This is a genomic window from Methanobrevibacter sp., from assembly GCF_045112895.1.
In the GTDB taxonomy this organism is placed as follows: domain Archaea; phylum Methanobacteriota; class Methanobacteria; order Methanobacteriales; family Methanobacteriaceae; genus Methanocatella.
Map to the genome: position 1 here is coordinate 69,049 of NZ_JBGUIH010000040.1, position 10,949 is coordinate 79,997.

Annotated in this window: 13 protein-coding genes and 2 tRNA genes; 11 read left to right on the forward strand and 4 right to left on the reverse strand. The window is 36.4% G+C overall.

Annotated features, from left to right (window positions below):
• Positions 1–118 precede the first annotated feature (118 nt).
• Positions 119–853 carry a peptidylprolyl isomerase gene (locus ACJMLD_RS07455; RefSeq protein WP_405270015.1) on the forward strand — a complete coding sequence of 245 codons (735 nt, stop codon included), beginning with the start codon at positions 119–121 and terminating at the stop codon, positions 851–853.
• 9 nt (positions 854–862) lie between these two features.
• On the opposite strand, the gene ACJMLD_RS07460 is transcribed toward ACJMLD_RS07455, so the two are convergent.
• The gene (locus ACJMLD_RS07460; RefSeq protein ID WP_405270018.1) at positions 863–1,354 is read right to left on the reverse strand and encodes a fumarate hydratase C-terminal domain-containing protein; all 492 of its coding nucleotides are present in this window, start codon (positions 1,352–1,354) and stop codon (positions 863–865) included.
• Positions 1,355–1,488: 134 nt separating this feature from the next.
• Between ACJMLD_RS07460 and ACJMLD_RS07465 the strand changes: the two genes are divergently transcribed.
• Genes ACJMLD_RS07465 through ACJMLD_RS07490 form a run of 6 tightly spaced genes read left to right on the forward strand, consistent with a single transcriptional unit; the run spans position 1,489 to position 6,096 of the window.
• Entirely contained in the window at positions 1,489–1,755 is a 267-nt protein-coding gene (locus ACJMLD_RS07465) for a ferredoxin family protein (RefSeq protein ID WP_405270021.1), read from the forward strand.
• A 9-nt stretch (positions 1,756–1,764) separates the two neighbouring features.
• Positions 1,765–2,883 (forward strand): 2-oxoacid:acceptor oxidoreductase subunit alpha, encoded by a 1,119-nt coding sequence (locus tag ACJMLD_RS07470; RefSeq protein ID WP_405270023.1) that lies wholly within the window; start codon positions 1,765–1,767, stop codon positions 2,881–2,883.
• Between the two features lie 2 nt (positions 2,884–2,885).
• Positions 2,886–3,749 (forward strand): 2-oxoacid:ferredoxin oxidoreductase subunit beta, encoded by an 864-nt coding sequence (locus tag ACJMLD_RS07475; protein ID WP_405270026.1) that lies wholly within the window; start codon positions 2,886–2,888, stop codon positions 3,747–3,749.
• A gap of 9 nt (positions 3,750–3,758) precedes the next feature.
• Entirely contained in the window at positions 3,759–4,307 is a 549-nt protein-coding gene (locus ACJMLD_RS07480) for a 2-oxoacid:ferredoxin oxidoreductase subunit gamma (RefSeq protein WP_405270029.1), read from the forward strand.
• Between the two features lie 8 nt (positions 4,308–4,315).
• Complete coding sequence (gene sucC, locus ACJMLD_RS07485) at positions 4,316–5,434, forward strand: ADP-forming succinate--CoA ligase subunit beta (RefSeq protein ID WP_405270031.1); 1,119 nt, start codon at positions 4,316–4,318, stop codon at positions 5,432–5,434.
• On the forward strand, positions 5,431–6,096 hold the full coding sequence (locus tag ACJMLD_RS07490; protein WP_405270034.1) for a flavodoxin family protein: 666 nt from the start codon (positions 5,431–5,433) through the stop codon (positions 6,094–6,096). Before sucC ends, ACJMLD_RS07490 begins: the two co-directional genes overlap by 4 nt.
• Here the strand turns inward: ACJMLD_RS07490 and twy1 are convergent.
• Positions 6,071–6,988 (reverse strand): 4-demethylwyosine synthase TYW1, encoded by a 918-nt coding sequence (gene twy1, locus ACJMLD_RS07495; RefSeq protein WP_405270037.1) that lies wholly within the window; start codon positions 6,986–6,988, stop codon positions 6,071–6,073. The genes ACJMLD_RS07490 and twy1 overlap by 26 nt on opposite strands.
• 157 nt (positions 6,989–7,145) lie before the next feature.
• Between twy1 and tpiA the strand changes: the two genes are divergently transcribed.
• Both tpiA and ACJMLD_RS07505 read left to right on the forward strand, forming a co-directional pair.
• Positions 7,146–7,814: a triose-phosphate isomerase gene (gene tpiA / locus ACJMLD_RS07500; protein WP_405270040.1), complete on the forward strand. Its 669-nt coding sequence runs from the start codon at positions 7,146–7,148 to the stop codon at positions 7,812–7,814.
• Between the two features lie 10 nt (positions 7,815–7,824).
• The gene (locus ACJMLD_RS07505; RefSeq protein WP_405270044.1) at positions 7,825–9,039 is read left to right on the forward strand and encodes a phosphoglycerate kinase; all 1,215 of its coding nucleotides are present in this window, start codon (positions 7,825–7,827) and stop codon (positions 9,037–9,039) included.
• A gap of 38 nt (positions 9,040–9,077) precedes the next feature.
• Here ACJMLD_RS07505 and thiE read toward each other — a convergent pair whose 3' ends face one another.
• A complete protein-coding gene (thiE, locus tag ACJMLD_RS07510; RefSeq protein WP_405270047.1) occupies positions 9,078–9,698 on the reverse strand; it encodes a thiamine phosphate synthase in 621 nt (206 codons plus the stop codon).
• Complete coding sequence (gene thiM, locus ACJMLD_RS07515) at positions 9,695–10,561, reverse strand: hydroxyethylthiazole kinase (RefSeq protein WP_405270050.1); 867 nt, start codon at positions 10,559–10,561, stop codon at positions 9,695–9,697. The genes thiE and thiM overlap by 4 nt, the downstream gene beginning before the upstream one ends.
• Before the next feature lie 114 nt (positions 10,562–10,675).
• Between thiM and ACJMLD_RS07520 the strand changes: the two genes are divergently transcribed.
• Together ACJMLD_RS07520 and ACJMLD_RS07525 are read left to right on the forward strand one after the other, a co-directional pair.
• Positions 10,676–10,749, forward strand: a tRNA-Thr gene (locus ACJMLD_RS07520).
• A 115-nt stretch (positions 10,750–10,864) separates the two neighbouring features.
• A tRNA-Pro gene (locus ACJMLD_RS07525) sits at positions 10,865–10,939 on the forward strand.
• The last annotated feature ends 10 nt before the right edge of the window (positions 10,940–10,949 follow it).

Below are 10,949 nucleotides of genomic sequence, written 5' to 3' on the forward strand. Positions count from 1 at the left end.
ATTTTTCATGTTAATTTTTAGTATAAACAAAACTTTAATAAATGATAGTAACTAAAATTTATAATGTTATATTCATTAACAAATTATTCAATCAAAATTATTAAGGAGCGTAATTACTATGGCTGTAGATAACGGAGATTTTGTAAGAGTAAATTTTACTGGTAAAATAAAAGAAACTGATGAAGTATTCGATACTACTTATGATGAAATTGCACAAGAAGCTGGAATTTTCGATGAAAACAAAACTTACAAAGCAATTCCTATTGTTGTAGGAGGAAACCACTTATTGCCTGCTATTGAAGAAGCTATTAAAGGATTAGAAGCAGGTGAAACCAAACATGTTGAAGTTGATTCTGATAACGCATTTGGTCCAAGGGATCCAAAATTAATTCAGTTAGTGCCTATGAAAGAATTCAAAAAACAAGGCATGAACCCTTTCCCAGGTATGAGAATTACTTCTGAAGGTGCAAATGGTAAAATCTTAACCGTAAACGGTGGAAGAGTAAAGGTTGACTTCAACCACGAATTAGCAGGAAAAGATTTAATCTATGATGTTGAAGTGACTGAAATCATCGATGATGAAGCAGAAAAAATCAAAAGCATGATTGAGTTACACTACTCAAATCCTAATGTTGATATTGATAAAACTGAAATCGACATCGTTGATGGCGTTGCAAACATTAAATTGGATGAAATGGCTAAATTCGACCAACAATCTTACATGGATATTACCTTTGCAAGATTTAGAATAGCTAAAGACATTTGGGATAACATCGACGAGATTACAAAAGTCAATTTCGTAGATGAATTCGAAAAAAGAGAAGAATCCGATGATGAAGAAGAAGACGAATAGGTCTTTTTCTTAAATACTTTTTCCATCCTGGATTGCTACAATTCCAGGAATCTTTTCTACTTTTAATTCAAACATGGCTTCCATGCCTTCATTTTCAAATAGAACACACTTTTTTTCCAGCACTTTATTTGTAAGCAATGCTGCAACAGGCGGTGTTATTACAAAAATTGAATTGTTTTCTTTCAGTGATGTGATGGTTTTTTCACTCAACATTCCTTTTCCGATATGAATCTTAACGCCATTTTCACTTAAGAAGGGGATTGTTGATTCGATTTCCTCTTTGCTGCTGGTTGTCGGTGCAATGCCGGCTTCGCTGAAAGCAGTGTGCATGATAACCATGCCTTCAACATCAAATGGAACTTTGTCTTGCTTGATTAGTTCAACAAACTGCGGGAGCGCCGCATCACGGCCGGTGTAGATGGTTCCGGAGATGGCGATTTGGTCACCTATTTCAAGATTTGCCAGATCTTCATCACTAATTGGTGTTGTCAAGTGTTTCATGTTTAACTATTTTTTTTTAATTATTTTAAAATTTTTGAATTTATCATTATTTTTAATAAGATATTTAAATGTATATCAACATAGATAATATACATTCTAGATTTAGTTATCAAGATTTATTAGGAGATTATAAATTGATTATTATTGACGAAAATTTGTGTAAAGGATGTCATCTTTGCTTATTTATGTGTTATAAGAATGTATATGCAATATCTCCTGAAATTAACAAAAAAGGAGTACAGTTGCCTTTCGCTAAATTTGAGGAAAGATGTACTAAATGCGGTACTTGCGAAATTGCATGTCCCGATCAAGCAATCACTATTGATTTGCCTGAAAATTGGTGGATGAACAGTGAGAAAGATATTAACTTTAATCCTAATTTCACAAAAGGGGAAAAGTAGGTGTTAGAAATGGCTGAAGAATTATTTATTCAAGGAAATGAGGCATGCGCTAAAGGAGCAATAGCTGCAGGTTGCAGATTCTTTGCAGGTTATCCAATCACTCCATCTACAGAAGTTGCAGAAACTTTAGCTCGTGAATTGCCAAAAGTTGGAGGTTCATTTGTTCAAATGGAAGATGAAATTGCTTCTGCCGGTGCTATTATTGGCGCTTCATGGGGTGGAACTAAATCAATGACTGCAACATCCGGACCGGGCATATCATTGATGCAGGAAAATATAGGTTATGCATTCATGAGTGAAACTCCAATCGTTATTGTTGATGTTCAAAGAGGTTCCCCTTCAACTGCTCAACCGACAATGGCTTCACAAAGTGATATGATGCAAGCTCGTTGGGGTTCACATGGAGATTATGAACCAATTGTCCTGTCCCCATCAAGTGTTCAGGAGTTCTTTGATTTTACAGTTAAGGCATTTAACTTAGCTGAACAATTCAGAGTTCCTGTTTTGGTCATGGCTGATGAAGTAATAGGTCACATGAGAGAAAAAATAGTCATAGGCGACGATATTGAAATTGTTGCAAGGAAAAGACCTGAAAAAAGTGATGATTATTTGCCATTTGAAAATATTGAAAACGGAACAACTCCGATGCCTGCATTTGGCGATGGATTCAATATACACGTAACAGGTTTAACTCATGATGAGAGAGGCTATCCTGACACTAACAACCCTGAAACTCATCATAAGCTTGTTCAAAGAATTTGTGATAAGGTTTTAAACAATAGGGATAAGATTTGCTCTGTAAGAAGCGAAAACTGTGAAGATGCAGATATCGTACTTGTTTCATATGGGGCTCCTGTCAGGTCTGTTGTTGAGGCAGTAAATAAAACTGATAAGAAAGTTGGATATATTAAAATTGACACTCCATGGCCGTTCCCAGAAGAACAGATTAAAGACCTAACAGCAAATGCTAAAGATATTATTGTTATTGAAATGAATTTGGGTCAAATATATTATGAAGTTGACCGTGTCATTAAAGATAAGAATGTTCATTTGTTAGGTGTCATTGGAGGTTTATTGCCAAGTCCTGACGAAATTTTAGAAAAAATTGATGAAATAGGAGGAAACTAAAAATGTCTGATACTAAACAAAATAGATTTCTCCCTTATTTAAGAGAAGATAGGTTGCCTCACATCTTCTGTCCTGGTTGCGGAAATGGCGCAATCATCAATGCATTTTTAGCGGCTATGGAAAAGGCGGAAATGGATTTTGATAATATTGCAATGGTTTCTGGAATAGGATGTTCTTCAAGAATTCCAGGATATCTAAAATGCGATTCCCTGCACACCACTCATGGAAGAGCATTGAGTTTTGCAACAGGATTAAAGACAGCCAATAAGGATTTGGACGTTGTTGTATTCACCGGTGACGGGGATGCGGCTTCCATTGGGGGTAATCATTTAATCCATGCTGCTAGAAGAAATATTAATTTGACTGTTATTTGTATCAATAATAATATTTATGGAATGACTGGTGGTCAAATCAGCCCTACATCTCCTAAGGGCAGTTTTGGAACAACTGCACCATATGGTAATCTTGATAATCCATTTAACTTAGCAGAACTTGTTGCGGCAGCAGGTGCAACTTATTCTGCAAGATGGACAACAGTTCAAATTGAAAATTTAGTGCTTTCAATTAAAGCTGGATTGAAAAACCCAGGATTTTCATTTATTGAGGTTGCAACTCAATGTCCAACATATTTCGGTCGTAAAAACAAACTTAAAACTGCTACTGCAATGGCTGCTGTCATGAAAGCGAATACTGTATTTAAATCCGCTGCAGATAGGATGAATCCGAAAGAATTGGAAGGTAAGATAGTTGTTGGTGAATTTGCTAATACTCAAAAAGATGAATTCACAGAAAATGTTGATAAAATAAGTGTGGAAAAATTCGGTAAGAAAACTCTTATCAATTCCGCATATGAAACAGAGCTATAGGTGGATAATATGAGAACTGAAATTAGAATTTGTGGATTTGGAGGTCAGGGAATTATTCTTGCGGGGATTATTTTAGGTAAGTCCGCAAGTCTTTTTGACGGTAAGGAAGCTGTTCAAACTCAATCATACGGCCCGGAAGCTCGTGGTGGAGCTTCCAAATGTGAAGTTGTTATTAGCGATACTGAAGTTGATTATCCAAAGGTTCAAAATCCAGATATTTTAGTTGCAATGTCTAACGAAGCTCTAATTAAATATATTGTGGATTTAAAGGATAATGGGACTTTAATCGTTGATCCGGGAACAACTGATGTTGAAGATGTAAGAGAGTTCATCGATGAACATAATATTAAAGTTTATGAGGCTCCCGCTACAAAAACAGCTACTGATGAAATTGGTCTTAAAATCGTAGCAAATATTGTCATGGTTGGAGCTATTACAAAAATAACTGGAGTAATATCCAAAGAAGCAGCTATTAAAGCTATTGAAGTGAGTGTTCCTCAAGGAACCGAGGATAAAAATATCAGTGCTTTTGAAGCAGGATATGCTCTAGCGGAATAGGTGTTAAAATGAGATTTTTTGAAAGTGTAGCAAAACAGATTTTTCATAAAGAAGGAATTCCAATCCTAGAAGGTCATGTTGCAAACTATCCTGAAGAAGCAATGGCTGTTGCTTCAGAGATGGGGGTGCCTGTTGTCATCAAAGCTCAAGTTTTAACCGGTGGAAGAGGTAAAGCAGGTGGTGTTAAATTTGCAGACAACCCGGGTGAAGCATTAAAAATTTCTGAAGAGATTTTAGGAATGGAAATCAAAGGTGAAAAGGTAAATCATTTACTGGTTGAAGAAAAAGCCGAAATTTTGCACGAATTCTTCGTAACAGTCTCTGTTGACAGGGGCGCTAGAAGACCTGTTATCATTGCAAGTAAGGAGGGTGGTGTTGAAATTGAAAACTTGGCTAAAACCAACCCTGAAAAGATAATCAAATATTATCCAAACCCTTTGCTTGAATTTTTACCTTATGAGGCACGTGAAGTTGCACGTAAGATGGAAGTGCCATCCGAGTTGATTTCCTCAATGGGGGATATCATTTGGAAATTGTATAACGTATTTTCTAAATATGATGCGGATACTGCTGAGATAAACCCATTGGTCTTAACTCCAAAGGGACTGATTGCCGCTGATGCCAAACTTGTTGTTGAAAACGATTCATTATTCAGACATCAGGACTTGGTTGACAGGATGCATTATAAAAAGAAAGCCGTGGACTTTGTTCAATTGGATGGGGACATTGCCGTTATAGGTAATGGTGCAGGTTTAACCTTAACCGCAATGGACATGATTAAGCTTAACGGCGGCGAACCGGCAACATTCCTGGATATCGGTGGTGGAGCTTCCGAACAGATTATTAACCAAGCTTTAAGTATCGTGTTAAACTATGACCGTGTTAAAGTTGTATTCCTGAATGTTTTAGGAGGCATTACAAAGGCTGATGATGTTGCTCGTGGTGTTATCGATGCCTTAGAACACGTTGAACGTGATGTTCCAATCGTAATAAGATTGACCGGTACCAATGAAAAGGAAGGCCAAAGAATATTGGAGGAAGCCGGAATTCCATATGAAACTTCAATGGAAAAGGCGGCTTTAAAGGCTGTTGAGCTATGCAATGAATTAAAAGCGGAAGGAAAATGATGAAATTTTTTGCCATTAATGGTTCTCCAAGACCAAAATGCAATACGGCACAGCTCTTAGATAAAGCTTTAGAAGGCGTCAAATCAGTTTATCCTGATGCAGAAATTAAAAGGATAAATCTATACGATTTTCCTTTCCATGGTTGTAAGAGTTGTTTTGCTTGTAAAATAAAAAACGGGAAACATTATGGTAGATGTGTTCAGAATGATGATTTAAAACCTATTCTAGATGAAATTGTGCAAGCTGATGGTGTTATATTGGGTTCGCCAATTTACTTTAGTGATGTAACAGGAAATATGAGATGCTTTTTGGAAAGATTCATGTTTCCCTTTGTTGCATACAGTAAAACTGAAACGGTTGAACATAAAAAGATGCCAATAGCTTACATTTATACAATGAATGCTTCTGAAGAAGTTTCACGTCAAATTGGTTATCATGACCTTCATAATCACTTTGAAATGGGTTTAAGTATGGTATTTACTAAGCCAGAGCATCTCTTTGTATATGAGACATATCAATTTAAGGATTACTCAAGATACGTTTCAGATGCTTTTGATGAAGCCGAAAGAAAACAAATTCGTGAAACTCAATTTCCAAAAGATTTAGAAAGTGCATTTGAAATCGGTAAAAAAATAGCTATTCAAGCAAAACAACACGGCTGATTTCAGATTCATTTACTACTTCTTTGCCGCATTCATCCCCTATTTTTTGTGCAAAACTTTTAACCTCATCAAATGACGGCATATTGTCTAATGTCAATCTTTCACGTGATGATCCAACACACATATATGCCTTGACCTCTACAAAATCAGGGTCTGCTTTTTTTATTAATTTTGCATATTCTTCCGGTTGTTCCATATTTCTTCCCCTAACGCAGGTATTCCTTATGCATGTACGTGAGTCAAAACTGGCAAGTGTCTCCAGTGATTCGTTTAAATTCATCCATGCATCACTTATTCTAGGTCTGCACACCTCATTAAATATTTTCTCTGAGGGTGCATCTAAGGAAAGGTATAGTTGGTAAGGGTCATTTTCCAGATTTCTAAGTCTTTCAACGCATTGGCCGTTGCTGACCACAAATGTTGTAAAGTCCCTTCTGTTAAACTCACCAATCAGTTCATCAATTTTAGGGTAAAGGGTAGGTTCTCCTGCAAGAGAAATTGCGGCATTAGTGGGATTTTTAATTTCCTCTAATTTCTTCTTGTTTGCTTTGCCATTTCCATAAAAGCCACATAACAGATTGTTTTGTGCTTTAATAGCTTCATCGACAATGGTTTTAGGGTCGTCATATTCGTCATCTTCCCAGCTGGTTTGCGTATATGTCAAATCCCTCCAGCAGAATTCGCATTCCTGTTGGCAGTTAGGAACTGCAGGGGACATCTGTAAGCATCTGTGGGATTGTATGCCATAGAATTTTTCTTTATAGCAAACTCCTTTATCTATAATACTCTGTCGAGTCCAATGGCAGGTTTTTACAGCTGCATGGCCGTGCTTTCCTATAAATCTATATCCGCTTTTTTCTAATTTTTCAATCTGGCTTTTATTAAATGACATAAAATCAAGTTTATTTTTAGTTTTGCTAATATATAAAGTAAATTAAAAGAAATTTCATTTCATGATATTGAAAATATGTGTACAATAGGGTTTAATCAAAAATTTATTAATAATGTTTTCAATATATATTACTATAAGAGTTATTTGTGGGATTATTATGGACACACCAATTGTAATATTAAACTATAAAACTTATTTGGAATCAAGTGGTATAAACGCTTTAGAGCTTGCACATGACTTGGAAAGTGCTGCTAATGAGTCTGGAATTACTATGGTTGCAGCTCCTCAGGCAGCAGATATTTATAGAATAAGTGAAGAGACTTCACTACCTATTTTTGCACAACACATTGATCCAATTGCTCCTGGAGGGCATACGGGTTCAAATTTAATTAATACATTAGTTGATGCGGGTGTCAGTGGTTCTTTGATTAACCATTCTGAACAAAGAATGAAATTGGCAGACATTGCCGAAGTAATAAAATTATGTGAAGAAAATGACATTGAATCATGCGTATGTACCAATAATATAGAAACTTCCAAAGCTGTGGCAGCTCTTGGCCCTGTTGCCGTCGCTGTCGAACCGCCTGAACTTATCGGTACTGGCATTCCAGTATCTCAAGCTCAACCTGAAGTTGTGGAAGATACAGTCAAAGAAGTAAAATCTATAAATAAAAATATTAAAGTTTTATGCGGTGCAGGAATTACAACTGGGGATGATATGAAAGCTGCTATGGATTTAGGTGCTGATGGAGTGTTGTTGGCATCAGGAATCATTAAGGCAGAAAGTCCAAAAGATGCTTTGCTCGATTTGGTAAGTAAGTTATAGAGTGGGGAACATGGTAGAATTTAATACAATTGACGATTTTGATATTGAAAATAAAACCGTGCTTGTTAGAGTTGATATTAATGCGCCTGTAGATCCTAGTTCCGGAATTATTTTAGATGACACCAGGCTGAAGTTGCATGCCCAAACCATTAAAGAATTATCTAATAAGGGAGCAAAAGTGGTTCTCCTTGCTCATCAAAGTCGTCCGGGAAAAGATGACTTCACAACATTATCTCAACATGCCGATGCTCTTTCAGAGATTTTAAATCTAAGAGTAAAATATATTGATTCATTATTTTCAAGCGCTGTAAGAGAAGCAATCAAAGATTTAAAGCCTCATGAAATTCTTTTGCTTGAAAATGCACGTTTTTTTTCAGAAGAATCCTTATCAAGAACTCCTGAAGAGCAATCAAAAACATTACTCGTAAGAAACTTATCTCCATTGATTGACTATTTTGTCAATGATGCATTTGCTGCGGCCCACAGATCTCAAGCTTCTTTGGTTGGCTTCACTGTCAATACTCCTTCTGCAGCAGGTCGTGTCATGGAAAAAGAGTTGACAGTAATTCAGGATGCTTTGGATAATGTTCAACATCCTTGTGTATTCCTTCTTGGGGGCATGAAGCCTGACGACTCCATTCAGGTCATGGAAAATGTATTGAGCAATGGAACTGCCGATGTTATTTTGACCACAGGTATTGTAGGAAACATCGTTTTGTGGGCATCTGGAGCGGATATTGGCCAAGTTAACCGAGATTTCATAGCCAGTAAAGGATATGAAGATATGGTTGAAAAATCCAAAGAATTGATTGAAAGATTTGGCGATAAGGTAAAATATCCTATTGATGCGGCTTGTGAAATCGATGGCGAAAGGGTGGATATTGATATTGATGAACTTCCAAATGAAGCAATCTTTGATATTGGTGTCAAAACTATTGATGAATATGCAAAAGAAATCAGAGACGCCAAATATATATTTGCCAATGGTCCTGCCGGTGTATTTGAAGACCCTAAATTTGCAATGGGCACTGAAGACCTGATTAATGCAATGGCGACCGCCGAAGGGTTTACATTAATTGGTGGAGGACATATCGCCGCAGCTACAGCAGGCCTTGGTTTGGAAGATCAAATGAGCCATTTAAGTAGTGGTGGCGGGGCTTGTATCAGCATGTTGGCCGGTAAAAAGCTAGCTGCTGTAGAGGCTTTAAAAAATAGTAAAAAATAATATTTTTTACTTTTAATTCTTTTTTTTAAAAAAATAAGTTAGCTATTAAATATTTCTAATAGCTCTTCTGATGCTTTCTTAGGATTATCGGCACTCATTATTGCACTAACAACAGACAATCCTGCAATTCCAGTATCCTTCAATTGGGATGCATTTTCTAAATTAATCCCTCCAATTGCAACGACAGGAATATTTATTGAAGCAACAACATCTTTCAAATCTTCTTTTGTAATTGATGGAGCATCATCTTTGGTTGCTGTTGGGAATACTGCTCCAGTTCCAATATAATCAGCACCATCTTTTTCAGCCTTTTTAGCTTCATCGATGGTTGCTGCAGACACGCCCAATATTTTATCCTCGCCAATCAGTTTTCTTGTAACGTCGCAGGGCATATCTGTCTGTCCAACATGAACTCCATCAGCATCAATAGCTAATGCAACATCTACTCTGTCATTAATGATTAGCGGAATATCATATTTTGATGTTATTTCCTTAACCTTCAATGCCAGATTATAAAAGTCAAGAGTTTCTGCTGTTTTCTCTCTAATCTGAACTACAGTAACTCCCCCTTTTATTGCTTCTTCAATTGTATTTAGGAATTTTTCTATATCCTCACTTTTATCAGTGACAAGATATAGGGATAAATCTAGGTTTTTCATAATATCTTAATGTTTGATTCGTTTATTAGGGATTCGCTATTGGTTTTATAGAGATAGTCGATTAGGTATGCTCTAAATGAACCAGTTCCCTCATCTCTTTCATCAACTTTTGCTCTTGCTTTTTCACCAGCAATATTCATTGCTAAAATTGCAATGAGGCTTCCTTCTAGGGGTGTTGACCCGCCAATACAGCTTCCAACAATTGATGATAACATACATCCGCTACCTGTGATTAATGGCATCATATCATCCCCATTATCAATAGCTATTGTAGTTTCACCGTCTGTTAAAATGTCTATCGGACCGCTGGCCAATATTACAGTATTCAGTTTAGAAGCCAATTCACAAATCAAATCTCCGTTTGCCTTTAGATTTTCTTCTGTAATGATGTCATCTGCATTTACATCCACACCCTTTGCGGTGTTACTTTCATCTAAAACGCCGACTAATTTTGCTATTGCTTTAATTTCACTTATATTTCCTCTAATTGCTGTGATATTGTAATTTTCTATCAAATCTAATGTGGTTCTATTTCTAAGTTGCGTTACTCCTACACCCACAGGATCCAAAACGATAGGGGTGTTGGTCTTATCTGCAGTTTCACAACTTATCTTCATGGCTTCTATCTGATTGTGACTTAATTTGCCGATATTAATTACAAGAACATCTGCAATTGTCACTACTTCTTCAAGTTCTTCTGCATCTTCTGCCATGAATGGGGAACCGCCTATTGCAAGAACAGCATTCGCACAATCATTAATAGTCACAGAATTGGTTATACAATGGGTTAATGCGTTTTTTTCTTTAATGTTGGTTAAAGTCGCATCAACTTTTCCCAATAATTCTTTCTCACTATTTATCATGATTATTAATTATAATTTTGTGATATTTAAATTTAAGCAATAATCTTGTCGATTATAGTAAAGTATTTAAATCACTTTTCACATATTTAATTTTGTTATATAATATTAAATTATGCCTCGGTGGCTCAGTCTGGTAGAGCGCGAGACTTGTAATCTCGTGGTCGCGGGTTCAATTCCCGTCCGGGGCTTTTAATTTATATCAATTATATGACTTTTTTAAAAATTTTATAGTATTATAGTAACATTTATATAGTGGATACTATAGATTATAATTAGTATGTTATCTACATACTTTTGGTGTGTGGGTCCGTAGGGTAGCTTGGTCGATCCTTTGGGCTTTGGGAGCCTGAGACTCCGGTTCAAATCCGGGCGGACCCATTTTCCCGCC

What these genes read in the sequence shown, in the direction of transcription:
- sucC (WP_405270031.1), top strand. Translation starts at nt 4,316, where the DNA reads ATGAGATTTTTTGAAAGTGTAGCAAAACAGATTTTTCATAAAGAAGGA.
- ACJMLD_RS07480 (WP_405270029.1), top strand. Translation starts at nt 3,759, where the DNA reads ATGAGAACTGAAATTAGAATTTGTGGATTTGGAGGTCAGGGAATTATT.
- twy1 (WP_405270037.1), bottom strand. Translation starts at nt 6,988, where the DNA reads ATGTCATTTAATAAAAGCCAGATTGAAAAATTAGAAAAAAGCGGATAT.
- thiE (WP_405270047.1), bottom strand. Translation starts at nt 9,698, where the DNA reads ATGAAAAACCTAGATTTATCCCTATATCTTGTCACTGATAAAAGTGAG.
- ACJMLD_RS07455 (WP_405270015.1), top strand. Translation starts at nt 119, where the DNA reads ATGGCTGTAGATAACGGAGATTTTGTAAGAGTAAATTTTACTGGTAAA.
- thiM (WP_405270050.1), bottom strand. Translation starts at nt 10,561, where the DNA reads ATGATAAATAGTGAGAAAGAATTATTGGGAAAAGTTGATGCGACTTTA.
- ACJMLD_RS07490 (WP_405270034.1), top strand. Translation starts at nt 5,431, where the DNA reads ATGATGAAATTTTTTGCCATTAATGGTTCTCCAAGACCAAAATGCAAT.
- ACJMLD_RS07460 (WP_405270018.1), bottom strand. Translation starts at nt 1,354, where the DNA reads ATGAAACACTTGACAACACCAATTAGTGATGAAGATCTGGCAAATCTT.
- tpiA (WP_405270040.1), top strand. Translation starts at nt 7,146, where the DNA reads ATGGACACACCAATTGTAATATTAAACTATAAAACTTATTTGGAATCA.
- ACJMLD_RS07470 (WP_405270023.1), top strand. Translation starts at nt 1,765, where the DNA reads ATGGCTGAAGAATTATTTATTCAAGGAAATGAGGCATGCGCTAAAGGA.
- ACJMLD_RS07475 (WP_405270026.1), top strand. Translation starts at nt 2,886, where the DNA reads ATGTCTGATACTAAACAAAATAGATTTCTCCCTTATTTAAGAGAAGAT.
- ACJMLD_RS07505 (WP_405270044.1), top strand. Translation starts at nt 7,825, where the DNA reads ATGGTAGAATTTAATACAATTGACGATTTTGATATTGAAAATAAAACC.